21 protein-coding genes are annotated in these 22,911 nt (G+C 73.3%); 9 read left to right on the forward strand and 12 right to left on the reverse strand.

Translation table 11 applies throughout. The features are described from left to right. Positions 1–541: 541 nt before the first annotated feature. A complete protein-coding gene (locus MRBLMG1_RS10655) occupies positions 542–1,585 on the reverse strand; it encodes a GlxA family transcriptional regulator (RefSeq protein WP_367823061.1) in 1,044 nt (347 codons plus the stop codon). 45 nt (positions 1,586–1,630) lie between these two features. Between MRBLMG1_RS10655 and MRBLMG1_RS10660 the strand changes: the two genes are divergently transcribed. After that, complete coding sequence (locus MRBLMG1_RS10660) at positions 1,631–2,221, forward strand: cysteine hydrolase family protein (protein ID WP_367823063.1); 591 nt, start codon at positions 1,631–1,633, stop codon at positions 2,219–2,221. Position 2,222: 1 nt separating this feature from the next. On the opposite strand, the gene proC is transcribed toward MRBLMG1_RS10660, so the two are convergent. From proC to MRBLMG1_RS10685, 5 genes are all read right to left on the reverse strand, one after another. Beyond that, entirely contained in the window at positions 2,223–3,032 is an 810-nt protein-coding gene (proC, locus tag MRBLMG1_RS10665; protein ID WP_367823065.1) for a pyrroline-5-carboxylate reductase, read from the reverse strand. Between the two features lie 84 nt (positions 3,033–3,116). After that, positions 3,117–3,854: an ABC transporter permease gene (locus MRBLMG1_RS10670; protein WP_367823067.1), complete on the reverse strand. Its 738-nt coding sequence runs from the start codon at positions 3,852–3,854 to the stop codon at positions 3,117–3,119. Next, entirely contained in the window at positions 3,851–4,684 is an 834-nt protein-coding gene (locus tag MRBLMG1_RS10675) for an ABC transporter ATP-binding protein (protein ID WP_367823069.1), read from the reverse strand. The genes MRBLMG1_RS10670 and MRBLMG1_RS10675 overlap by 4 nt, the downstream gene beginning before the upstream one ends. Before the next feature lie 294 nt (positions 4,685–4,978). Further along, entirely contained in the window at positions 4,979–5,479 is a 501-nt protein-coding gene (locus MRBLMG1_RS10680; RefSeq protein WP_367823071.1) for a hypothetical protein, read from the reverse strand. 35 nt (positions 5,480–5,514) lie between these two features. Continuing rightward, positions 5,515–5,811: an SH3 domain-containing protein gene (locus MRBLMG1_RS10685; protein WP_367823073.1), complete on the reverse strand. Its 297-nt coding sequence runs from the start codon at positions 5,809–5,811 to the stop codon at positions 5,515–5,517. 115 nt (positions 5,812–5,926) lie between these two features. On the opposite strand from MRBLMG1_RS10685, the gene MRBLMG1_RS10690 reads away from it, so the two are divergent. Beyond that, positions 5,927–8,101: a protein kinase domain-containing protein gene (locus tag MRBLMG1_RS10690; protein WP_367823074.1), complete on the forward strand. Its 2,175-nt coding sequence runs from the start codon at positions 5,927–5,929 to the stop codon at positions 8,099–8,101. A gap of 98 nt (positions 8,102–8,199) precedes the next feature. On the opposite strand, the gene ilvD is transcribed toward MRBLMG1_RS10690, so the two are convergent. The 4 genes from ilvD to MRBLMG1_RS10710 form a co-directional block, all read right to left on the reverse strand. Beyond that, positions 8,200–10,053, reverse strand: coding sequence for a dihydroxy-acid dehydratase (ilvD, locus tag MRBLMG1_RS10695; protein WP_367823076.1), 1,854 nt, complete (start codon positions 10,051–10,053; stop codon positions 8,200–8,202). A gap of 93 nt (positions 10,054–10,146) precedes the next feature. Next, positions 10,147–10,758, reverse strand: a complete 612-nt coding sequence (locus MRBLMG1_RS10700; RefSeq protein ID WP_367823078.1) for a TetR family transcriptional regulator — start codon at positions 10,756–10,758, stop codon at positions 10,147–10,149. After that, complete coding sequence (locus tag MRBLMG1_RS10705) at positions 10,755–11,591, reverse strand: sugar phosphate isomerase/epimerase family protein (RefSeq protein WP_367823080.1); 837 nt, start codon at positions 11,589–11,591, stop codon at positions 10,755–10,757. Before MRBLMG1_RS10705 ends, MRBLMG1_RS10700 begins: the two co-directional genes overlap by 4 nt. Positions 11,592–11,842: 251 nt before the next feature. Then, entirely contained in the window at positions 11,843–12,775 is a 933-nt protein-coding gene (locus MRBLMG1_RS10710) for a Ppx/GppA family phosphatase (protein ID WP_367823081.1), read from the reverse strand. 206 nt (positions 12,776–12,981) lie between these two features. On the opposite strand from MRBLMG1_RS10710, the gene MRBLMG1_RS10715 reads away from it, so the two are divergent. Then, on the forward strand, positions 12,982–13,866 hold the full coding sequence (locus MRBLMG1_RS10715) for a hypothetical protein (protein WP_414721523.1): 885 nt from the start codon (positions 12,982–12,984) through the stop codon (positions 13,864–13,866). Between the two features lie 45 nt (positions 13,867–13,911). Here the strand turns inward: MRBLMG1_RS10715 and MRBLMG1_RS10720 are convergent, their stop codons facing one another. Further along, the gene (locus tag MRBLMG1_RS10720; protein ID WP_367823082.1) at positions 13,912–15,696 is read right to left on the reverse strand and encodes a BACON domain-containing protein; all 1,785 of its coding nucleotides are present in this window, start codon (positions 15,694–15,696) and stop codon (positions 13,912–13,914) included. Between the two features lie 172 nt (positions 15,697–15,868). On the opposite strand from MRBLMG1_RS10720, the gene radA reads away from it, so the two are divergent. Then, a complete protein-coding gene (gene radA, locus MRBLMG1_RS10725) occupies positions 15,869–17,272 on the forward strand; it encodes a DNA repair protein RadA (protein WP_367823083.1) in 1,404 nt (467 codons plus the stop codon). A gap of 122 nt (positions 17,273–17,394) precedes the next feature. Then, complete coding sequence (gene disA, locus MRBLMG1_RS10730) at positions 17,395–18,519, forward strand: DNA integrity scanning diadenylate cyclase DisA (protein ID WP_367823085.1); 1,125 nt, start codon at positions 17,395–17,397, stop codon at positions 18,517–18,519. 171 nt (positions 18,520–18,690) lie between these two features. Here disA and MRBLMG1_RS10735 read toward each other — a convergent pair whose 3' ends face one another. After that, entirely contained in the window at positions 18,691–19,533 is an 843-nt protein-coding gene (locus tag MRBLMG1_RS10735) for a hypothetical protein (RefSeq protein WP_367823087.1), read from the reverse strand. Positions 19,534–19,757: 224 nt separating this feature from the next. On the opposite strand from MRBLMG1_RS10735, the gene MRBLMG1_RS10740 reads away from it, so the two are divergent. The 4 genes from MRBLMG1_RS10740 to MRBLMG1_RS10755 all read left to right on the forward strand — a co-directional run bounded on the left by MRBLMG1_RS10740 (position 19,758) and on the right by MRBLMG1_RS10755 (position 22,882). Continuing rightward, the gene (locus tag MRBLMG1_RS10740; protein ID WP_367823089.1) at positions 19,758–20,441 is read left to right on the forward strand and encodes a phosphatase PAP2 family protein; all 684 of its coding nucleotides are present in this window, start codon (positions 19,758–19,760) and stop codon (positions 20,439–20,441) included. 33 nt (positions 20,442–20,474) lie between these two features. Further along, positions 20,475–21,410, forward strand: a complete 936-nt coding sequence (locus MRBLMG1_RS10745) for an A/G-specific adenine glycosylase (protein WP_367823091.1) — start codon at positions 20,475–20,477, stop codon at positions 21,408–21,410. A 168-nt stretch (positions 21,411–21,578) separates the two neighbouring features. Next, positions 21,579–22,151: a SigE family RNA polymerase sigma factor gene (locus MRBLMG1_RS10750; protein ID WP_367823093.1), complete on the forward strand. Its 573-nt coding sequence runs from the start codon at positions 21,579–21,581 to the stop codon at positions 22,149–22,151. Beyond that, a complete protein-coding gene (locus MRBLMG1_RS10755) occupies positions 22,139–22,882 on the forward strand; it encodes a hypothetical protein (protein WP_367823095.1) in 744 nt (247 codons plus the stop codon). Before MRBLMG1_RS10750 ends, MRBLMG1_RS10755 begins: the two co-directional genes overlap by 13 nt. The last annotated feature ends 29 nt before the right edge of the window (positions 22,883–22,911 follow it).

The raw sequence follows: 22,911 nt of genomic DNA on the forward strand, positions 1-22,911 counted from the left end.
TCGCTGTGTATGTTGCCTACCCGCCACAAGGGCCGGCAGGACTTTCAAAGGAACCTCGCCATCCGAAGATGGACGGGGTATCAACTAATCTGGCGTTGATTTTTGGCACGCTGTTGAGTTCTCAAGGTGCGGACGCTTCCTTCGTTCCTGTTCCCAGGCCCTCCGGGCGCTTCCTTCGTTTCCGACTCTATCAGATCCTTTCGGCGTCTGATTCCCAGTCAGCGGGAATTGTCTTTCCGGCTGTTGGGCCGTTCCGACGAGTGAGACTTTAGCGGATTTCCTGCCCCCGACGCTAATCGGGCGGCTGCGCTCAGACCTTCGAACGCGGATTCCTCATTTCGCAAAAACACACGGAAAGCGAGACGGCGCGGCAAAGCGTCGTCAGCTTCTGAGGATCTTGCGGAATGGCTGTCCGGGGCCGACCGGAGTCGGTGCTCACGTCGGACAACTCGGAGAACACTACGGATCTGGGAATCCCGTGTCAACCCCGGGCCAGGAGCGGTCGAGCGGGCCCGGGGATGGCTCGACCTCTGGGTCTGGCCTATCGGGCGGTCGGGCTGGTGTCCGCGGGGTGCCGGAACGCGTGGCGGTAGTCGCGGGGGCTGGTGGCGAGGTGCGAGGCGAAGTGCTGGCGCATCGTGATCTCGCTGCCGAAGCCCGCGCGGCGGGCGACCTCGGGGAGGGGGTGGTCGGTGCGTTCGAGGAGTTTCTGGGCGGCGGCGACGCGCTGGGTGATGAGCCAGTGCAGGGGGGTGGTTCCGGTGGTGGCCTGGAAGTGGCGGGCGAAGGAGCGGGGGGACATGCCGGCGCGGGCGGCGAGGCTCGCGACGGTGTGGGGTTCGGCGAGGTGCGCGAGGGCGTGGGCGCGGACGTCGGCGAGGGCGTCGGCGTCGCGGTCGGCGCGGGGGGTGGGGTGCTCGATGAACTGGGCCTGGGTGCCGGTGCGGAAGGGCGCGGTGACCATGGAGCGGGCGATGGCTGCGGCCGCTTCGGCTCCGTGGGCGGTGCGGACCAGGTGGAGGCAGAGATCGATGCCGGCGGCGGTGCCGGCCGAGGTCCAGATGCCGGAGTCCTCGACGAAGAGGGCGTCGGGTTCGACCTGGACCGCGGGGTGGCGGGCGGCGAGGGTCCGGGCCAGGTGCCAGTGGGTGACGGCGCGGCGGCCGTCGAGGAGGCCGGCGCGGGCGAGGACGAAGGCGCCGGCGCAGAGCGAGGCGACGGGGATGCCTGCGGTGTGGGCGCGGCGGAGGGCGTCGAGGACGGGGGCGGGGAGGTCGGCGTCGGGGTCCTCGATGCCGGGGACGACGACCAGGTCGGTGGGGGTGAGGTCGTCGAGCCAGTCGAGCGCGCGGTCGGGGGTGAGGGTGAGTCCGCCGCGCAGGGGGATGGGGGTGTGCGGGTCGGCGGCGGACCGGCGGAGTTCGAAGGGCGGGACGCCGCGGAGAGTGCGGTCGCTGTCCCAGACCTCGGTGATGACGGAGATGTCGAAGGCGCGGACGCCGGGGAAGGTGAGGAGGGCGACGCGCTGGGGGCGGGGCGTGGGGGGTGGCGGCACACTTGGCAGTAAACCATCGATCGCTGTCATTCGACCCTCTGGGAGTGGGGGCGTGACGGCGGAAGGATCGGGGTCATGGAGATCAACGAGAACGCGGCGCTGGTGGTCATCGACGTACAGAAGGGCTTCGAGCAGGAGTTCTGGGGGCGTCGGGACAACCCGGATGCCGAGCGGAACATCGCGGCCCTGATCGACGTGTGGCAGGAGACGGGGCGGCCGGTCGTCTTCGTACGGCACGACTCGTCGCAGAAGGGTTCGCCGTTGCGGACGGGGACCGAGGGGAACGAGTTCAAGGACGTCGTGGAGGAGCGGCGGGGGAAGGGGGCCGGTCCTGAGGTGCTGGTCACGAAGAGCGTGAACTCGGCGTTCTACGGGGAGCCGGACCTGGACGCGTGGCTGAAGGGCGTGGGGGCCGGGCAGATCGTGATCGTCGGGATCCAGACGAACATGTGCAACGAGACGACGGCTCGGATGGGCGGGAACCTCGGGTACGACGTGCTGTTCCCGCTGGACGCGATGCACACCTTCGACCTGGCCGGGCCGTTCGGCTGGGCGCAGACGGCGGAGGAGCTGACCCGGGCGACGGCGGTGTCGCTGCACGGTGGGCGGTTCGCCCGGGTCGTGACCACGGAGGACGTGGTGAAGGGGGCGGTCTCGGCCGCGTAGGTCAGCTGTTGCCGGAGGCGAGTTCGCGGCTGCGGTCGCGGGCGGCTTCGAGGGCGGCGATGAGGGCGGCGCGGACGCCGTGGTTCTCCAGCTCGCGAATGGCGCTGATCGTGGTGCCGGCCGGGGAGGTCACGGCTTCGCGGAGCTTGACCGGGTGTTCGCCGCTGTCGCGGAGCATCACGGCGGCGCCGATGGCGGCCTGGACGATGAGGTCGTGGGCCTGGGCGCGGGGCAGGCCGAGGAGGATGCCGGCGTCGGTCATGGCCTCGACGAGGAAGTAGAAGTAGGCCGGGCCCGAGCCGGAGAGGGCGGTGGCGGCGTCCTGCTGGGACTCGGGGACGCGGAGGGTCTTGCCGACGCCGCCGAAGATCTCCTCGGTGTGGGCGAGGTGCCCGGGGGTGGCGTGGCTGCCGGCCGAGATGACCGACATGCCCTCGTCGACGAGGACGGGGGTGTTGGGCATGACGCGGACGACGGGGGTGCCGGCGGTCAGGCGCTCCTCGATGAAGGAGGTGGGGATGCCGGCGGCGGCGCTGATGACCAGGCGGTCGGCGGCGACGTGCGGGCCGAGCTCGTCGAGGAGGCGTCCCATGTCCTGGGGCTTGACGGCCAGGATGAGGGTGTCGGCGCGCTTGGCGGCCTCGGCGTTGGTGACGGTCTCGACGCCGTAGCGGGTGCGGAGCTCCTCGGCGCGTTCGGCGCGGCGGGCGGTGACCAGGAGGTTCGCGGGGCGCCAGCCTGCGCGGATCATGCCGCTGAGGAGCGCTTCACCGATCTTGCCGGTGCCGAGGACTGCGACGGTCTGGGTCATGGCTCTGTTCACCTCGCCGGAGGGGGTACGTGTCGTCATCCTCGCACCGCCGGGCCGGGTGGTGCGTGGGTGTCCGAGGGGCGGTCACGCGGTGCGGCGGCGGAGGGTGGCCGCGCCGAGGCCGAGGACGAGGAGGCCGCAGCCCGCGACGACGAGGACGTCGCGGACGAAGTCTCCGGTGATGTCGGGGTGGCGGAGGACCTCGTTCATGCCGTCGACGGCGTACGACATCGGCAGGACGTCGGAGATCGCTTCGAGGGCCGGGGCCATCTGGTCGCGCGGGGTGAAGAGGCCGCAGAGCAGGAGCTGGGGGAAGATCACCGCCGGCATGAACTGGACGGCCTGGAACTCGGAGGCGGCGAAGGCGGAGACGAAGAGGCCGAGGGCGGTGCCGAGGAGGGCGTCGAGGAGGGCGACCAGGAGGAGCAGCCAGGGGGAGCCGATGACGTCGAGGCCGAGGAACCAGACGGCGAGGCCGGTGGCCAGGGTGGACTGGACGATGGCGAGGAGCCCGAACGCGAGGGCGTAGCCGGCGATGAGGTCCGACTTGCCGAGGGGCATGGCGAGCAGGCGTTCCAGGGTGCCTGAGGTGCGTTCGCGGAGGGTCGCGATGGAGGTCACCAGGAACATCGTGATGAGCGGGAAGATGCCGAGGAGGGATCCCCCGATGTTGTCGAAGGTCTGCGGGCTTCCGTCGAACACGTAGCGGAGCAGGAAGAGCATCAGGCACGGCACCAGGAGGAGCAGCGCGATCGAGCGCGGGTCGTGGCGCAGCTGGCGCAGGACGCGGGCGGCGGTGGCGAGGGTGCGGGCGGGGCTCATGACCGGGGCTCCTCGTGGGCGGCTCGGGCCGCGGCGGCGTCGACCAGGCGGAGGAAGGCCTCTTCGACGGTGGCGGTGTCGTTGCGTCGGCGGAGGTTGTCGGGGGTGTCGTCGGCGAGGATCTCGCCCTCGCGCATGAGGAGAAGCCGGTGGCAGCGTTCCGCCTCGTCCATGACGTGCGAGGAGACGAGGAGCGTGGTGCCGCGGTCGGCGGCGATCTGGTGGAAGAGGTTCCACAGGTCGCGGCGGAGGACCGGGTCGAGGCCGACCGTGGGCTCGTCGAGGACGAGGAGCTCGGGGGTGCCGAGGAGGGCGACGGCGAGCGACACCCTGCTCCGCTGCCCTCCGGACAGCCGGCCGGCGAGGGAGTCGGCGTGCGACGTGAGGTCGACGTCCGTGATCGCCCGGTCGACGGCGGTGCGGCGGTCGTGGCGCCGGGCGCGGCCGGGGAGCAGGACGGCGGCGAAGTAGTCCAGGTTCTGGCGGACGGTGAGGTCGTCGTAGATCGAGGGTGCCTGGGTGACGTACCCGATGCGGGAGCGGAGGGCGGGGTCGCCGGCGGGGCGGCCCAGGACGTCGAGGGTGCCGGCGACTTTGGCCTGGGTGCCGACGATGGCGCGCATGAGGGTGGTCTTGCCGCAGCCGGAGGGGCCGAGGAGGCCGGTGATGCGGGCGGTGGGGATGGTGAAGTCGAGGTCGCGGAGGACTGTGCGGGGGCCGCGGGTGACGGTGAGGGCGGTTGCGTTGATGGCGGTTGGGGTGAGCGCGGGGGGTGAGGGGGGTGTGGGGGGTTCGTTGGTGGCGGGGTCACCCGTCGGGTAATTCACCATGTGATGAATAGTGCGCCTGGGGGTGCGTGGGGTCAAGGACCTGGGGTTGGCTTGTGGCCCGGCGGGCAGCGACGGGTGGGCGTGCGGGGCGGCGTGGCGGCGTGGCGGCGCGGGCCGGGGTGCGGGGGCCCGCTGCGGGCCGGTGGGGGTTGTGCCCACCCGTTCCGCCCTTGCGGAACAGTTGCCCACAACCTGGCTCGGGTGGAGGGGTGGGCGGAACAGTTGCCCACAACCTGGCTCGGGTGGAGGGGTGGGCGGAACAGTTGCCCACAACCTGGCTGGGGTGGAGGGGGGTTATTTGCGCTTGGGGTTTTTGCGGCGGCGGGTTTGGTGGCGGGTGAGGGCGGTTTGGTGTTCGGTGCGGTGGAGTTTTTCGCCGGGGGCTTCGAGGAGGCAGCGGAGGGAGTAGGCGAGGAGGGAGCCGATGAAGCCGATGGCCTTGAGGCTGCGGAGGGACTCTTCGCGGGCCGGGTCGGTGGGGCGGCGGCCGAAGCCTTCCCAGGTCTTGCGGAAGGCGATGGCGCTGCAGACGGCGAACATGATGACGACGAGCGTGTTGACGATGCCGCCGACGGCGGCGATCTGCAGGCCTTCGTAGGCGAAGCGCAGCACGAAGCAGGCCGCGACGGCGGTGGCGAGCGAGCCGACGGCGAGGCCGGCGCGGCGCAGGGCGTAGCCGCCGCTGTGGTCGACCCAGGTCGTGCCGAAGAAGCGGATCTCCTCCGGCTGCGGCCCGGAGGGCGCGCCGCCGGAGGGCTTGCCGGTCGTGCGGGGGGTCTGCTCGTCGTCGCTCACGGGGTCGATTATCCCCGGGGCGACGGTGGAGGGGCTCAGGAGCAGCGCGGTGCGACCAGGTCGTCGCTGCCCGTGTGCACGTACGCGTCGGAGACGTATTCGCCCGGCGCTATGTTGTCCCAGATGTTCGTGGTGCCGTAGGGGCCGTTGATCCACTCGCCGTACTTCTGGCAGTTGATGGCGATCGTGGCGCCGAGCGGCAGCACCCGGACGACCGGGTACTTGGTGCTCGGGCCCGAACGGACGTTGACCCGGTAGCCCGGTGCGACCTCGTAGCGCGTGCTCATGGTGTCCTCCCCCTGGTGGCGCAAAAGCGCTCCGCGGAGTTTCACTCTCCGCGACGCGCAGGCTAGCAAGCCCCACCGACATCGGGGGCCCCATGGACTAGGCTCCGTCGGGTTCGCGCACGTGCGCGCGAGGTGACGGGGAATCACACGGGGGTGGGCGATGCCGCCGTTGCGCGGTACCGGTTCCGGCCGGGAAGCGGAGGGGTCCGAGTACGCGGGCGACTACCGGCTCCAGGCGTGTCTGGGGGCCGGCGGCATGGGCGTCGTACACCTCGCGGCGTCGGCCTCGGGGCTGCGGCTCGCGGTCAAGGTCGTGCACGCACGGTATGCGGAGGACCCCGAGTTCCGGGCGCGTTTCCGCCAGGAGGTCGCGGCCGCCCGCCGGGTCAGCGGAGCCTTCACCGCGCCGGTCGTGGACGCCGACCCCGATGCCGTACGCCCCTGGATGGCGACCCTCTACGTGCCCGGCCCGACCCTCGCCGACCAGGTGAAGCGGAACGGGCCGCTGTCGCCGGCCGAACTGCGCCGGCTGACCGCGGGGCTCGCCGAGGCGCTGCGCGACATCCACCGGGCGGGGGTCGTCCACCGGGACCTCAAGCCCAGCAACGTCATGCTCACCGACACCGGGCCGAAGGTCATCGACTTCGGCATCTCCCGACCTGTCGACAGCGACCTGCACACCGAGACGGGCAAGTTGATCGGCTCGCCGCCGTTCATGGCGCCGGAGCAGTTCCAGCGCCCGCGCGAGGTCGGTCCCGCGGCGGACGTCTTCGCGCTCGGTGCGGTCCTGGTGCACGCGGCGACCGGGCACGGCCCGTTCGACTCCGAAAGCCCGTACATCGTGGCGTACCAGGTCGTCCACGACGAGCCGGATCTGTCGGGCGTGCCGGCGGAGTTGGCGCCGCTGGTCGCGCGGTGCCTCGCCAAGGACCCCGCCGACCGGCCGACCCCGGCCCAGATCATGTCCGCGCTGCTGCCGCCCTCGTACGAGGCGGAGGCGTTCATACCGGCGCAGCGGCGGCGGCCCGCGCTGCCGGGTGGGGACGGCGACACCGGCCCCGCGCCCGCGTGGGACGCCGACACGCCGGTACGGGCGACCGTGCCCGCCCCGCGCCGCCGGGGTCCGCGCCTCGGCGGGCGGATCCGGCCGCGCCCGACGCTCGCCGTCGCCGCCGTGCTCGCGCTGACCGGAGCCGGACTGTACGCGGCGCTGAGCGCTCCGGCGGGCGGCGCACCCGCGAGCCCCGCGCGCCCGGACGAGGTGGCCAACGTGTTCAGCGGCTGGGAAACCAGGCTCCAGGAGCTCGGCCCCACGGCCGCTCCGGCCTGCCTCCACGACGCGGGCGCGCTGTACTGCACGGCCCGGGGCGTCGCGCTCGCCCGGCTCGACCCGGTGACCGGGCAGGTCCTCTGGTCGCGGACCTCCCCCATCCAGCAGGGGTCCCCCGACGCGCCCGTGCTCCTCGCGGGCGGCCGGCTGATCGGGGCCGCCGCCCCCACGGGTCCCCTGCGGGCCTACGGGGCCGAGGACGGCAGGCCCGGCTGGAGCTCGGGCGCGGGTCTGACCGAGGCGTACTGGCCCGCCGGTTCCGCCGTCGTCCTGTCCGACGGGGTCGGCGGGATGCGGGCGGTCGACGGCAGCGGCGGCGGGGTGCTCTGGCGGCACCGCCTGGCCGGCTTCGGCAACCCGTTCCCCGCGGCGTACGACGCGCCCTCGGGGCTCCTCACGGTGTCCGAGACGTCGGGGGACGCGACGCACACGGCGGTCGGCGCGATCCGCCCCGCCACCGGCGAGGTGGCCTGGCACCGGGAGCTCGAGGGCAACCTCGACCCGCTGGGCCACACCGGCGACGGCACGCTGGTCCTCGCCTCGCTGTACGACACCGGGGTGGCCGACGCGCTCGTGCTCGTGGGGCCCGGCGGCCGCGGAGCCGTACGCACGCTGCCGCTGCCGAGCCGGATGGACCTCCGGGGCGTCGCCGTGCGCGGCTCCGTGGTCCATCTGCTCGAAGCGGACGGGCACCTCACCGCCTTCGACACCGCGGCGGAGAAGGGGAAGGTGCTGTGGGACCTGGTGACGGCCGCCGGGAACGTGTCCTCGCCGGTCCTCGGCCCCGGCGACCGCCTCTACTTCTCCGTGCAGGACGGGCGGCTGCTGGCCGTCGACACCGCGCGCGGGGCGCTCATCGGCCAGACCCGGCCGCGGCTGCAGAACGGCCGGCTCGGGTACGCGCCCTCGGTGCCGTCGCCGCTGGTCGCCGGGGACCGGGTGTTCGGGACGGCTCCGGACGGCTCCGTGTTCGCGGTGGACGCGCGCGAGCCCGCGTCCTGGTGAGGCGAGCGGTCGGCGCGTGAGGTACGACGAAGGGGAGCGGGCTCCTGGCCCGCTCCCCTTCGTCGTGTGCGTTCTGGCTCTGCCGTGCCACGCCGGGCTCAGCCCAGCTTCGTCACGTCCCTGACCGCGCCCTTGTCGGCGCTGGTGGCCATCGCCGCGTAGGCGCGGAGCGCGGCCGACACCTTGCGCTGGCGGTTCTTCGGCTCGTAGACGCCGTTCAGGGCCTCGCGGCGGGCGGCGAGGGTGGCCTCGTCGACGAGGAGCTCGATCGAGCGGTTCGGGATGTCGATGCGGATCCGGTCGCCGTCCTCGACGAGGGCGATCGTGCCGCCCGAGGCGGCCTCCGGGGAGGCGTGGCCGATGGAGAGGCCCGAGGTGCCGCCGGAGAAGCGGCCGTCGGTGACGAGCGCGCAGGTCTTGCCCAGGCCGCGGCCCTTGAGGAAGGACGTCGGGTAGAGCATCTCCTGCATGCCGGGGCCGCCGCGCGGGCCCTCGTACCGGATGACGACCACGTCGCCGTCGGTGACCCGCTTGTTGAGGATCTTCTCGACGGCCTCGTCCTGCGACTCGCAGACGACCGCCGGGCCCTCGAAGGTCCAGATCGACTCGTCGACGCCGGCGGTCTTCACGACGCAGCCGTCGGCGGCGAGGTTGCCGTGCAGGACCGCGAGGCCGCCGTCCTTCGAGTACGCGTGGGCCGCGTCGCGGATGCAGCCGCCGGCCGCGTCCACGTCGAGCGACTCCCAGCGCTCGGACTGGGAGAACGCGGTGGCCGAGCGGACGCAGCCGGGGGCCGCGTGGAACAGCTCGACGGCCTCGTCGGTGGCGGCGCCGCCGCGGACGTCCCAGGCGTCCAGCCACTCCTTGATGGAGCGGGAGTGGACGGAGTGGACGTCCTCGTTGAGCAGACCGGCGCGGTAGAGCTCGCCGAGGATGGCGGGGATGCCGCCGGCCCGGTGCACGTCCTCCATGTAGTACGTGCGGTCCTTGGCGACGTTCGGGGCGACCTTGGCCAGGCAGGGCACCCGGCGCGAGACCTCGTCCATGTCGGTCAGGCCGTAGTCGAGCTCGGCCTCCTGGGCGGCGGCGAGCAGGTGGAGGATCGTGTTGGTCGAGCCGCCCATGGCGATGTCGAGGGCCATGGCGTTCTCGAAGGCGGCGCGGGTCGCGATCGAGCGCGGCAGGACGGAGGCGTCGTCCTCGTCGTAGTACCGGCGGGTGATGTCGACGACGGTGCGGGCCGCGGCTTCGTACAGCGCCTTGCGGCCGGTGTGGGTCGCGAGCAGCGAGCCGTTGCCGGGGAGGGAGAGGCCGATCGCCTCGGTCAGGCAGTTCATCGAGTTGGCGGTGAACATGCCGGAACACGACCCGCAGGTCGGACAGGCGTTCTCCTCGATGCGGGCGATGTCCTCGTCCGAGATCTTGGGGTTCACGGCGTCGGAGATCGCGTCGACCAGGTCGAGGGTGCGGACCGTGCCGTCGACGAGGGTGGCGCGGCCGGACTCCATCGGGCCGCCGGAGACGAAGACCGTCGGGATGTTCAGGCGCAGGGCCGCCATGAGCATGCCCGGGGTGATCTTGTCGCAGTTGGAGATGCAGATCAGGGCGTCGGCGCAGTGCGCCTCGACCATGTACTCCACGCTGTCGGCGATCAGGTCGCGCGAGGGCAGCGAGTAGAGCATGCCGCCGTGGCCCATGGCGATGCCGTCGTCGACGGCGATCGTGTTGAACTCGCGGGCGATGCCGCCGGCGGCCGTGATGGCGTCGGAGACGATCCGGCCGACCGGCTGGAGGTGGGTGTGGCCGGGGACGAACTCCGTGAAGGAGTTGGCCACGGCGATGATCGGCTTGCGACCGATGTCCGCGCCCGGTACACCGGAGGCGCGCATAAGGGCGCGTGCGCCCGCCATGTTGCGTCCGTGGGTGACTGTGCGGGACCTCAGCTCGGGCATCGTCGCTCGCTCCTCGTGATGGGTGTGCTTGCATTCGAGCGTACGCCGACGCTCCAAGATCTGGACAGGCCGTCCGGAATGCGGGACGGGTGTTCAGCCTTCGGTCAGGTACCGCTGGAGCGTCGGGGCCACCTGGGCCACGATCTCCTCCGGATCCGCGGAGGCCAGCGGCTCGACCCGGATCACGTACCGCATGATCACGATCCCGATCATCTGGGAGGCGGCCAGCTCCGCGCGGAAGGCCGGGTCCGGCACGTCGAGCTCGGCCGCGATCCGCTCCAGGAGCCGGCGGAGCACGAAGGTCCGCAGCACCTTGGCCGCCGCCTCGTGGGTCAGCGCGGAGCGGACCGTCGCGAGGAGCGGGGCGCGGCTGACCGGGTTCTCCCAGACGCCGATGAAGAACCGTGCGAGCCGCTCGCCGAGGGCGTCGCGCGGGCCCGCGACGATCGCCGGGACGACGGCCGCGGGCTCGAAGGACACCTCGATCGCGGCGGCGAAGACCTCGTCCTTCGTACCGAAGTAGTGGTGCACGAGCGCCGGGTCCACGCCCGCCGCCCGGGCGATGCCGCGCACCGAGGCCTTGTCGTAGCCCCGTTCCGCGAACTCGGCGCGGGCCGCCTCCAGGATGCGCTCGCGCGCACCCGGCCCGCTCTCCTCCTCGGTCCGGGAGGGGCGGCCGCGCCGCCGCGGGGCCGGTCCGGTCACGGTCGCGGCACCCGGGAGGGGCGGGTGGGGGCGGAGGCGAGGTGGAGCCGGGTGAACGCCAGGGCCTCCGCGAGGTCGGCCTCGCGTTCGGCGGCTGACATCGCGCGGCGGGTGTTGACCTCGATGACGACGTGGCCGTCGAAGCCGGTGAGCGCGAGCCGCTCCAGGAGCTCGGCGCAGGGCTGCGTGCCGCGCCCCGGGACCAGGTGCTCGTCCTTCGCGGAGCCCTTGCCGTCGGCGAGGTGGACGTGGCCGAGCCGGTCGCCCATGCGGTCGATCATCGCGAGGGCGTCGGTACGGGCGGTCGCGGTGTGCGAGAGGTCGACGGTGAAGTGCCGGTAGTCGTCCTTGGTGACGTCCCACTCGGGGGCGTACGCGAGCATCTCGCGGTCCTTGTACCGCCACGGGTACATGTTCTCGACGGCGAACCGCACGTCCGTCTCGTCCGCCATCCGCCAGATGCCGGTGACGAAGTCCTTCGCGTACTGGCGCTGCCAGCGGAAGGGCGGGTGGACGACGACCGTGGAGGCGCCGAGCCGCTCGGCGGCCGCCTGCGCGCGCTGGAGCTTGACCCACGGATCGGTGGACCAGACGCGCTGGGTGATGAGGAGGCAGGGGGCGTGCACGGCCAGGATCGGGACCTGGTGGTAGTCGGAGAGGCGGCGCAGCGCCTCGACGTCCTGGCTGACCGGATCGGTCCACACCATGACCTCGACGCCGTCGTACCCGAGGCGCGCGGCGATCTCGAAGGCCGTCGCCGTCGACTCCGGATAGACCGAGGCCGTCGACAGGGCGACCTTCGCATCCGGGATGCGCACCACTGGTTCTGCCACGGGGACAGGGTACGGGGCGTGCCGGGGCGCCGGGCGTGGTTCACGTCACGCCCGGCCCCGTCCGCGGGCCGGGGATCCTCGCGGGTCCGTGGTCCGGCAGGGGGCCGGGGAGCCTCGCGGGTCGGTGCTCGGGGAGGTGGTCGGGGAGCCCTGCGGGTCCGTGGTTCGGGAGGTGGTCGGGGACCTGCGGGTCAGTGCTCCGGGAGGTGGCCGGGGAGGTGGCCGGGGAGCCTCGCGGGTCAGTCCGTGGGTCAGTTCTCCGGCAGGTGGTCGAGGCGGCGGAGGATGACGCCCTCGCGCAGGGCCCAGGGGCAGATCTCCAGCTCCTCGACGCCGAGCAGGTCCATCGCGCCCTCGGCGACCAGGGCGCCCGCGAGGAGCTGGCCGGCGCGGCCCTCGGAGACGCCCGGCAGGGCCGCGCGCTCGGGGGCGGTCATCCCCGCGAGGCGCGGGACCCACTCCTCCAGGGACTTGCGGGACAGGATCCGCTGGACGTACAGGCCCTCGCCGGAGCCGGGCGCGCCGCCGATCCTGGCCAGCTGCTTGAAGGTCTTGGAGGTGGCGACGATGTGGTCGGGGCGGCCGAAGCGGCTGAACTCGCCGACCGTACGGGCGATCTGGGCGCGCACGTGGCGGCGCAGCGCCTTCACGTCGGCGCTGTCGGCCGGGTCGCCCGGCAGCCAGCCGGCGGTGAGGCGGCCGGCGCCGAGCGGCAGGGAGACGGCCGCGTCCGGGTCCTCGTCGATGCCGTAGGCGACTTCGAGGGAGCCGCCGCCGATGTCGAGGAGGAGCAGCTTGCCGGCGGACCAGCCGAACCAGCGGCGGGCGGCGAGGAACGTGAGCCGGGCCTCCTCCTCGCCGGTGAGGACCTGGAGGTCGACCCCGGTCTCGTCCTTCACGCGCGCGAGGACGGCGTCCGCGTTGGCGGCCTCGCGGACGGCGGAGGTCGCGAACGGCAGCACCTCCTCGCAGCCCTTGTCCTCGGCGGCGTGGAGCGCGTCCCGGACGGTCGCGATGAGCCGCTCGACGCCGTCGGGCGCGATCGACCCCCGCTCGTCGAGGAGCTCGGCGAGCCGGAGCTCCGCCTTGTGGGAGTGGGCGGGCAGGGGGCGGGCGCCGGGGTGGGCGTCCACCACCAGGAGGTGCACTGTGTTCGAACCGACGTCGAGGACTCCGAGTCTCATGGGCGGAACGCTACCGATGACTTGGCCGGTTCCGTTGCCGCTTGAAGCGCCGGATTCGATCGCCGTGCAGGGCACGACACCACGCCGCCGGTCCGGCGAATCGGCCCTCTGTGAGCTGTTTCACAGCACCCTGGCGGCGTCCTCGGAGCGCGCGCTCCCCCGGCGGAGGCCGAGGTCGACGCGCCGACCCGCATACGCTTGGAGTTGTGCCAAAGACGAAGAAGGCGAAGCCGGACGAAGACGGTGGCGGCGACGGCGGTGTGAAGGCGGCCAGGACCGCGCACGCGGCCAAGGCCGTGAAGGCCGTCAAGGCCGGGAAGCAGAAGCGGGGCAAGGGAGAGGAGCCGGACGAGAAGGGGCTGGACTTCGCGCGCGCGTGGGTCGAGTTTCCCGATCCGACCGACGAGGAGCAGGTCTACCGCTGTGACCTGACGTGGCTGACCTCGCGCTGGACCTGCATCTTCGGAAACGGCTGCCAGGGCATCCAGGAGGGGCGCGCCGACGACGGATGCTGCACGCTCGGGGCGCACTTCTCCGACGACGACGACGAGAAGCGGGTCGCCGAGCACGTGGCCCGGCTGACGCCGGAGCTGTGGCAGTTCCACGACGTCGGCACGGACTCGGGCTGGGTGCAGCTCGACGAGGACGGCGACCGGCAGACCCGCCGCTGGGAGGGGTCCTGCATCTTCCAGAACCGGCCCGGTTTCGAGGGCGGCGCCGGCTGCTCCCTCCACATCCTGGCGATGAAGGAGGGCAAGGAGCCGCTGGAGACGAAGCCGGACGTGTGCTGGCAGCTGCCGGTGCGGCGGACGTACGACTGGATCGACCGCCCCGACGACAGCCGGGTGCTCCAGGTGTCGATCGGCGAGTACGACCGGCGCGGCTGGGGGCCCGGCGGCCACGACCTGCACTGGTACTGCACGACGGCGACCTCGGCGCACGTCGGCGGTGAACCGGTCTACGTCTCGTACCGGCCCGAGCTCGTCGAGATGATGGGCCAGGAGGCGTACGAGGTGCTGGTCGGACTCTGCGAGGCCCGGCTCTCCTCGCAGCTGCCGCTCGTGGCGCCCCACCCGGCGGATCCGGCCTGACCTTCCCGGAGGGAGACCTTCCGAAGCTTTCCGGCGGAAGGCCTTCTACGAGGACGACGGCGGTTCCTCCGTCGGCGCCGGGGGTGAGCCCGGGTCCGAGGTCGTGGGCGGGGGTTCCTCGGTGGTCGGCGGCGGGGTCGTCGGCTCCGTGGTCGGCTGCGACGTCGGCGGCGGGGTGGTGGGCTCGGTCGTGGGCGGGGTGGTGGGCTCGGTCGTCGGCGGGGACGTGGGCGGGGTCGTCGGCTCGGTGGTGGGCGGAGAGGTCGGCGGGGTCGTCGGCTCCGTCGTCGTGGCCGGCGGGGGCGTGATCACCCGGTCGTCGATCGGCGGGGGCGGGCGGTAGCCGTCGATCCTGACCACCGCGCCCGAGGGGTTGACCCCGATCCGCGCGCTCCAGGCGCCCACGGGCTCGCGCCCGTGGTCGACGCGGACGGTGATCGTCACCGTCTCGCCGGGGCGGAGCGTGCCCGAGGCCCGCGTCACGTACAGCCAGGGTGCGTCGGTCCACAGCGACCAGTCGACGGGGGAGCCGCCGGACGCGGTGAGCGTGAGCAGGGTCAGATCGCCGTGCCCGCGCGCGGAGACCGTGATCCAGCCGGCGGCGGGATCGCCGGGGCGGGAGGGTTCGGTGGGGCCGCCGGGGCTGACCACCTCGACGGAGACGTCGGGGGCGCGGCTGCCCCGGGTGAAGCGGGGCTCGGGGGTGGTGCTGGCGTTGCCCGCGTTCTCGTAGCGGTCGTAGGGGCGGCCGTCCGGGCCCACTGGTTCGTCCGCCTCGCGCGCGCTGATCCGGGCGCCGTCCCTGCCGGGCGCGTCCGCGACGGGGGTGCCCCGGCAGGAGGTCCAGAGGGCGAGGACGGGGGCGGCGACGACGGCCGCGACGACGGTGGTGGTCACCGCGCGGGCCCGCATCCGGTCGCGGCGGGCCACGTGGTCCTTGGGGTCCATCGGGAAGCCGGTGGGCGCGAAGCGCGGGGCGCCGGCACGCGCGCGCGGGACGTGCAGCATCGCCATGTACGCGGCGGCCCGGGGCGCCTCGACGAGCGGCAGCCGGGTCGGGGCCGGTTCGGTGGTGCCGGGCCAGGGGCCGCCGGCGCCCACCCGCTCGGCGACCCGCCGGCAGCGCGGGCAGTCGTCGACGTGCCGGACGAGTTCGGCGCGCAGGGCGGCCGAGAGGAGGACCTGGTGGTCGCCGGTGAGCCGGGCGACGGTGGGGCAGCTGCCGGTCTCGACGACGGCGAGCGCGGCGCGGGTCCGCTCGACCTCGCAGCCGGCGGTGGCGAGGAGTTCGCGGGCGGCCTGCGGGTCGAGGGAGAGCACGGCGGCGACCTGGCGCCGGCTGAGGCCGTGCCGGACGGCGAGCTCCAGGGCCTCCCGCTGCTCGGGCGTGGTGCCGGCCGCCTCGGGCCAGGCGAGGACGGCGAGTTCGGCCCGGCGGCGGTCCGCGGTCTCCTCGGAGACGCGGGGCGGCTCGGGCGCGGTGACGGCGGGGCGGCCCGTGTGGGCGCCCTGGCGCTTGCGGCGCTGCTCGCCGAGGCTGCGCAGGCAGGCCCAGCGGGCGAGGGCGTACAGCCAGGCCGTGCGGCCGTCCTCGTCGGAGGGGCAGCGGCCGTGGTGGCGCTCGGCGACGGCGAGGACGTCGCCGAGGACGGCGGTCGCCGTGTCGTGGTCGCAGAGCACGGAGAGGCAGTACGTGAAGAGGCCGTCGAGGGCGGCCTCGTAGCGGGCGGGGGGCCGCCGGCCGAGCGTGCGCGGTTCCTGGTCCGCGGCGCGGTGCGCCCGATGGGCGCCGGTGGTGCCTGTGGGGGAATCCAGCCTGCTGCTCGTCACTGGGCGACCGTAGGCAGCGCGGAGGGCACTCTTCGTACCGGTTGAGCCATTCTCATTCTTACGGGTGAAGCTATCGCTCGAAAGAGGACAGGAACCCGGCGTTCCGGTGCCGTGGCGGTCCCCTGTGGAGGACGGCGGCCCGTTGTCGGTGGGGGCCGATACGGTGTGGGACATGGCTGCCCGTACGAAATCCGCCAAGGACAGGCCGTCCTACCGCTGCACCGAGTGCGGTTGGCAGACGGCCAAGTGGCTCGGCCGTTGCCCCGAATGCCAGGCCTGGGGGACGGTCGAGGAGTACGGCGCGCCCGCCGTCCGGACGACTGCGGCCGGCCGCGTGTCCACCGCCGCCGTCCCCATCGCCCAGATCGACGGCCGGCAGGCCACCGCACGCTCGACCGGTGTCGACGAGCTGGACCGGGTCCTCGGCGGCGGCCTGGTGCCCGGCGCCGTGGTGCTGCTCGCGGGCGAGCCGGGCGTCGGCAAGTCGACGCTGCTGCTCGACGTGGCGGCCAAGGCGGCGAGCGACGAGCACCGCACGCTGTACGTCACGGGCGAGGAGTCCGCGAGCCAGGTCCGCCTGCGCGCCGACCGGATCAACGCGCTGAGCGACCATCTGTACCTGGCGGCCGAGACGGACCTGTCGGCCGTCCTCGGACACCTCGACGCCGTCAAGCCCTCGCTGCTGATCATGGACTCGGTGCAGACCGTCGCCTCCCCCGAGATCGACGGCGCGCCCGGCGGCATGGCCCAGGTCCGCGAGGTCGCCGGAGCCCTGATCCGGGCCTCCAAGGAGCGCGGCATGTCCACGCTCCTCGTCGGCCACGTCACCAAGGACGGGGCCATCGCGGGCCCCCGGCTCCTGGAGCACCTGGTCGACGTCGTCCTGAGCTTCGAGGGCGACCGGCACGCGCGCCTGCGTCTGGTCCGCGGCGTGAAGAACCGGTACGGCGCGACCGACGAGGTCGGCTGCTTCGAGCTGCACGACGAGGGCATCACGGGTCTGGCCGACCCCTCCGGGCTCTTCCTGACCCGGCGGGACGTGGCCGTGCCGGGCACCTGTCTGACGGTCACCCTGGAGGGCCGCCGCCCGCTGGTCGCCGAGGTCCAGTCGCTGACCGTGGACAGCCAGATCCCGTCGCCGCGCCGGACCGTCTCCGGTCTGGAGACCTCCCGGGTCTCGATGATGCTGGCGGTCCTGGAGCAGCGCGGCCGGATCAGCGCCCTGGGCAAGCGGGACATCTACAGCGCGACCGTGGGCGGTGTGAAGCTCACCGAGCCCGCCGCCGACCTCGCCATCGCCCTCGCGCTCGCCTCGGCGGCGAGCGACACCCCGCTGCCGAAGAACCTGGTCGCGATCGGCGAGGTCGGGCTCGCGGGCGAGGTCCGGCGGGTGACGGGCGTGCAGCGCCGGCTCGCCGAGGCGCACCGGCTCGGCTTCACGCACGCGCTGGTCCCCTCGGACCCGGGGAAGGTGCCGGCGGGCATGAAGGTGACCGAGGTCGCGGACATGGGCGACGCCCTGCGCGTGCTGCCGCGCAGCCGCCGCGTGAAGGCTCCGGAGGGTGCCGAGGGTTAGCCGCCGGTCAGGGCGGGGACCCCTTTCGGACCACCCCGGATCGGTCGGGGGCGGAGGGCGGCGGGGTGGTGTCGCTAGACTTTGCCCTGGTCTCGCCCATCCGTACGAGCCGGAGGAGAGCAGTGGCAGCCAAGGACGGGGCAACAAGTCCTGGAAAGTCCGGCGCGGGCTCCGGCAACGAAGCGCTGATGCGCGCCGCCCTGAGCGCCGTCGCGCCGGGCACCGCGCTGCGCGACGGCCTGGAGCGGATCCTCCGGGGCAACACCGGCGGTCTCATCGTGCTCGGCCTGGACAAGACGGTCGACTCGATGTGCACCGGCGGTTTCGTGCTGGACGTCGAGTTCGCCGCCACGCGCCTGCGTGAGCTGTGCAAGCTCGACGGCGCGCTCGTCCTCGACAAGGACATCACCAAGATCCACCGGGCGGGCGTGCAGCTGGTCCCGGACGCCTCCATCCCCACCGAGGAGACCGGCACCCGCCACCGCACGGCGGACCGGGTCTCCAAGCAGTGCAACTACCCGGTCGTCTCGGTCTCCCAGTCGATGCGGCTGATCGCGCTGTACGTGAACGGCGAGCGCCGGGTCCTGGAGGAGTCGGCGGCGATCCTGTCCCGCGCCAACCAGGCCCTCGCGACCCTGGAGCGGTACAAGCTCCGCCTCGACGAGGTGGCCGGCACGCTCTCCGCCCTGGAGATCGAGGACCTGGTCACCGTCCGGGACGTGACGGCCGTCGCCCAGCGCCTGGAGATGGTCCGCCGGATCGCCACCGAGATCGCGGAGTACGTGGTCGAGCTCGGCACCGACGGGCGGCTCCTCTCGCTCCAGCTCGACGAGCTGATCGCGGGCGTGGAGCCGGAGCGCGAGCTGGTGATCCGGGACTACGTGCCCGAGCCGACCGCCAAGCGCGCCCGCACGGTCGCCGAGGCGCTGACCGAACTGGACGCGCTCTCCCACACCGAGCTGCTCGAACTTCCGGTCGTGGCCCGTGCCCTGGGCTACAGCGGCTCGCCGGAGACCCTCGACTCGGCGGTGTCGCCGCGCGGCTACCGGCTCCTCGCGAAGGTGCCGCGGCTGCCCGGCGCGATCATCGAGCGGCTCGTGGAGCACTTCGGCGGGCTGCAGAAGCTCCTCGCCGCGAGCGTGGACGACCTCCAGACCGTCGACGGCGTCGGCGAGGCCCGCGCCCGCAGCGTCCGCGAGGGCCTGTCGCGACTCGCGGAGTCCTCGATCCTGGAGCGGTACGTCTAGATCCTGGAGCGGTACGTCTAGATCCTGGAGCGGTACGTCTGGATCCGGGGGCGGTACGGCCGGGTCATGTCCTCAGGCAACTCAGGCGACCCAGACGCTTCAGGCGACTCAGGCGACCCAGTCGCTTCAGCCGACTCAGGCGTCTCAGGCGCCTGAGTCGGCTCAGTCGGCTCAGTCGTTCTTCAGCGTGAACGAGGCAGCGAGCACCTTGGCGCCCGACATCGCGGCTTCCACGAGGTAGGTGCCGGGGGCGGCCTGGCCGGCCGGGGCGGTGGCGCACTGCGGGGCGCTGCGGACGCGGTCCCACTCGACGGTGTGGGTGACGGTGGTGTGGGCGGGGACGTGGAGCAGGATCGGGTCGCCGGGGCGGGGGCAGTCGGCGGAGGACCAGATCTCGTCGTCCCGGTCGTCGCTGACCGTCAGTACCGCGGCGCGGGGCCCGAAGTCGGCCTTGCAGGCGGTGTTCGAGGTGTTCTTGGCGACGAGGTGGAAGCGCGGCTTCTCCCCCGCCTCGTAGGCGACCTTGGTGGTGCGGAGCGTCAACTGGAGCGCTCCGGCGGGGCAGTTCGGGAGCGGGGAGTTCGCCGGGACCTGTCGGCCCGCGCCGGTGCCCGCGCCGCCGTCGCCGCCGGCTCCGTCGGTGTCGCCGTTCTTGCCGCCGGTGGCGGCCCCGGAGTCCGTACCGGCGTCGGCGCCCGCGTCGGTGCCCGCGTCGGTGCCGGTGCCCGCGCCGGTGCCCGCGCCGTCGGTGTCGCCCGAGTCGTCCGACTCGTCGCGGCCGCCGGGCTGTTGGCTGATCGCGGTGCCGGTGCCCGAGGGGCCGGGCGTGATCGAGGGAGGGGTGGGCGAGGAGCCGTTGGCGGCGTCGTTCGGCTTCTTCCCGCCCCCGTCACCCGAGGTGACGGCCCATGCGGCGAGCAGGGCGAGCAGCGCCACCAGGCATACCGCGACCGCCCTCCGTCGCCAGTAGATGGTGGAGGGAAGCGGCCCGACCGGATTGCGCAAAGATCCCACGACCCGAACCTTACGAGAGATCCGGTCCAACTCCCGCCCCACCCGCCGCCCGAGACGCCAAGTTTTGCCGATGATCACATCCGTCGGTTCCGGGAACTTTTCCCGGAACCACGCATGAAACCGGTGGGAACCGGAGCGAATCGCGAGCCCCCACTTTCGTCGGGGGTCGCTCTGGCCGTTGGCCCGGGGCGGCGGAGTCGAAATTCCGGTTAGCGTCGTCCACCATGGACACCCTCCTCGACCTCTCCGACCGTCTGTATCTCGACGTCGCCGACTTCGCCCACTCCACCCCCCACTGGTTCCAGTGGCTCGCCGAGGTCTGGACCGAGGCCGGACTGCTGCTCTTCGGCGTGCTGTTCCTGGCCGGCTGGTGGCGCTCGCGCGACGGATCGAGCCGGGCGATGACGGTCGCGCTGCTCGCCCCGCTCGCCACCGCCTTCGGGTACGTGGCGAGCGAGGCGTTCAAGTCGCTGGTCGACGAGGAACGTCCCTGCCGCGCGGTCGCCGGGGCGCCCGTCTCGCTCGTCGCCTGCCCGCCGCACGGCGACTGGTCCTTCCCCAGCAACCACTCGGCCATCGCCGGTGCCGCCGCCATCGCGCTCGCCCTGTCCTGGCGCGGGATCGTGTGGCTGACGGTGCCGATGGCGCTGCTCATGGCGTTCTCCCGGGTCTTCGTCGGCGTGCACTACCCGCACGACGTGACCGTGGGTCTGCTCGTCGGCGCCCTCGTCGCCTTCCTCGTCATGAGGGCCGCCGAGCGGCCGGTGCGCTCCGTGGTGGAGACGGCCAGGTCGAGCCGCAACCCGGCCGTGGCGTGGTGCGCGGGGCGCGGACAGGCGGCGCACGCCGCCACGCACGCTCCCGCGCACTCCGAGCAGCGCTCGCGCGCGCGCCACGGCGCGTACTGATCCCGCCGCGGACGTGCCAGGATCGGGGGTGCCATGACTTCCATCGACACTCCCCCCACGCCCCCCGGGCCCGCGAGCCCCGTGGCCCCCGAGCTCCCCGCCGAGCTCCACGGGCCCGTCCTCGCCTGGTTCGACCGGCACGCCCGCGACCTGCCCTGGCGCCGCCCCGAGGCCGGCGCCTGGGGGGTCATGGTCAGCGAGTTCATGCTCCAGCAGACCCCGGTCGTCCGGGTCCTCCCGGTGTACGAGCAGTGGCTCGCGCGCTGGCCGCGCCCGGCCGACCTGGCCGCGGAGGCCCCCGGCGAGGCGGTACGCGCCTGGGGCCGGCTCGGCTACCCGCGCCGTGCGCTGCGGCTGCACGCGGCGGCCGTGGCCATAACGGAACGGCACCGCGGCGACGTGCCGAGCGACCACGGCCAGCTCCTCTCGCTGCCCGGCATCGGCGAGTACACGGCGGCCGCGGTGGCCTCCTTCGCGTACGGGCAGCGCCACGCGGTCCTGGACACCAACGTGCGCCGGGTCTTCGCGCGGGCGGCGACCGGCGTCCAGTACCCGCCGAACGCGACCACGGCCGCCGAACGGCGCCTCGCCCGCGCCCTGCTGCCCGAGGACGAGGGGACGGCGTCGCGCTGGGCCGCCGCCTCGATGGAGCTGGGCGCGCTGGTGTGCACGGCGAAGAACGAGGACTGCGGGCGCTGCCCCATCGCCGCCCGGTGCGCCTGGCGGCTGGCCGGCAAGCCGGCGCACGACGGCCCGCCGCGGCGCGGCCAGACGTACGCCGGCACCGACCGGCAGGTGCGGGGCCGGCTGCTCGCCGTCCTGCGCGAGTCGGCCGACCCGGTGGCGCAGGCGGCCCTGGACGCGGTCTGGGACGAGCCGGTGCAGCGGGCCAGGGCCCTCGACGGCCTGGTCGCGGACGGCCTCGTCGAACCGCTGGAGAACGGCCGCTACCGGCTGCCGCTCTCCTGAGGACCGGGCCCGCCGCTCCCCAAACCTCATCCGCCCCCGCTGTTACACAACCGATGGGTAGCCGTGCGTCCGCCGACGGCTGCCCCGCACAGCTCCGTGACAAGTGCTCCGTAGCGTCGTCGACGACACGAGGAACAGAGCTGGTCACGGGGATCGGAGGCGGTTCGGATGAGGCACGGCGAGGTGCTCGACTTCGAAGAGTACGTACGCACACGGCAGGACGCGCTGCTGCGCAGCGCCCGCCGGCTCGTCGCCGATCCCGTCGACGCCCAGGACCTGCTCCAGACGGCGTTGGCCCGCACGTTCGGCCGTTGGGACGGCATCGCCGACAAGTCGCTGGCCGATGCCTACCTGCGCCGCGTCATGATCAACACCCGGACCGAATGGTGGCGCTCCCGCAAGCTCGACGAGGTCCCCACCGAGCAGCTGCCCGACGCCTGCGTCGACGACGCGACCGAGCAGCACGCCGACCGGGCCCTGCTCATGGACGTCCTGAAGGTGCTGGCGCCGAAGCAGCGCAGCGTCGTCGTCCTGCGTCACTGGGAGCAGATGAGCACCGAGGAGACCGCGGCGGCGCTCGGCATGTCGACGGGTACGGTGAAGTCGACGCTCCACCGCGCACTCGCCCGGCTCCGCCAGGAGCTGGAGAGCCGCGACCTCGACGCCCGCGCCCTGGGGCGGACCGGGGAGCGGGCGACCGTACGAGGTGACGAAGGGGGGCGGGAGCGGTGCGCGGCCTAGACGACGGTGCCGACGGCGGCAGACGCCGCGGAGGCGGCCCCAGCGCGAGCGGCGGCGACGACCGGTTCCGGACCGGACGGCGCCGCCCTCGGCGTGCCGCCACGGCGGGCGTGACGGCGGTGGCCGGGCTCGTCGCCGCCGGGCTCTCCCTGGCCTCCTGCTCCACCGGCGGCACCGGCTCCCGCGACGAGGGCGCGGCCCGCACCGACGAGGTGGCCGCCGCGGCGCCCACCCCCTCGGTGTCCGCGACCGGCGGCCCCCAGTCCGCCGAGCGGGTGGATCCGATCGCGCTCCTCAAGGCCGACCCGAAGATCGGCGAGCGGCTCAAGGCCGACCTGAAGCCGTGTGTCGCGGACGCCTACCCGGTGGACGCCTCGTACGGCAACCTCACGAACGCTCCGGCGCCCGACGTCGTCGTCAACGTCATGACCTGCGGCGACGCCGTCGGCATCGGCACGTACGTCTACCGCATGCAGAGCGACCGGTACGTGAACGTCTTCATGACCGAGGACCCCGCCGTGTACGCCACGATCGACCGGGGCGACCTCGTCGTCACCCAGCAGGTGTACGCGCAGGGCGACCCGGTCGCGTACCCCTCGGGCGAGGACGTGATCACGTACCGCTGGTCGGGGAACCGGTTCATCCAGCACGACTGGGTGCACAACGACTACAGCCGGGCGGTCGGCGACGGCGCGGACGAGCCCGCGCCCAGCACGTCCGCCGCCGGCTGAGCCCTACGGCGGCCTCTCCGTATCCCGGA

The organism is Streptomyces sp. LMG1-1-1.1, assembly GCF_040815545.1.
GTDB lineage: Bacteria > Actinomycetota > Actinomycetes > Streptomycetales > Streptomycetaceae > Streptomyces.

What these genes read in the sequence shown, in the direction of transcription:
- MRBLMG1_RS10655 (WP_367823061.1), bottom strand. Translation starts at nt 1,585, where the DNA reads ATGACAGCGATCGATGGTTTACTGCCAAGTGTGCCGCCACCCCCCACG.
- MRBLMG1_RS10660 (WP_367823063.1), top strand. Translation starts at nt 1,631, where the DNA reads ATGGAGATCAACGAGAACGCGGCGCTGGTGGTCATCGACGTACAGAAG.
- proC (WP_367823065.1), bottom strand. Translation starts at nt 3,032, where the DNA reads ATGACCCAGACCGTCGCAGTCCTCGGCACCGGCAAGATCGGTGAAGCG.
- MRBLMG1_RS10670 (WP_367823067.1), bottom strand. Translation starts at nt 3,854, where the DNA reads ATGAGCCCCGCCCGCACCCTCGCCACCGCCGCCCGCGTCCTGCGCCAG.
- MRBLMG1_RS10675 (WP_367823069.1), bottom strand. Translation starts at nt 4,684, where the DNA reads ATGGTGAATTACCCGACGGGTGACCCCGCCACCAACGAACCCCCCACA.
- MRBLMG1_RS10690 (WP_367823074.1), top strand. Translation starts at nt 5,927, where the DNA reads ATGCCGCCGTTGCGCGGTACCGGTTCCGGCCGGGAAGCGGAGGGGTCC.
- ilvD (WP_367823076.1), bottom strand. Translation starts at nt 10,053, where the DNA reads ATGCCCGAGCTGAGGTCCCGCACAGTCACCCACGGACGCAACATGGCG.
- MRBLMG1_RS10710 (WP_367823081.1), bottom strand. Translation starts at nt 12,775, where the DNA reads ATGAGACTCGGAGTCCTCGACGTCGGTTCGAACACAGTGCACCTCCTG.
- radA (WP_367823083.1), top strand. Translation starts at nt 15,869, where the DNA reads ATGGCTGCCCGTACGAAATCCGCCAAGGACAGGCCGTCCTACCGCTGC.
- MRBLMG1_RS10740 (WP_367823089.1), top strand. Translation starts at nt 19,758, where the DNA reads ATGGACACCCTCCTCGACCTCTCCGACCGTCTGTATCTCGACGTCGCC.
- MRBLMG1_RS10745 (WP_367823091.1), top strand. Translation starts at nt 20,475, where the DNA reads ATGACTTCCATCGACACTCCCCCCACGCCCCCCGGGCCCGCGAGCCCC.
- MRBLMG1_RS10750 (WP_367823093.1), top strand. Translation starts at nt 21,579, where the DNA reads ATGAGGCACGGCGAGGTGCTCGACTTCGAAGAGTACGTACGCACACGG.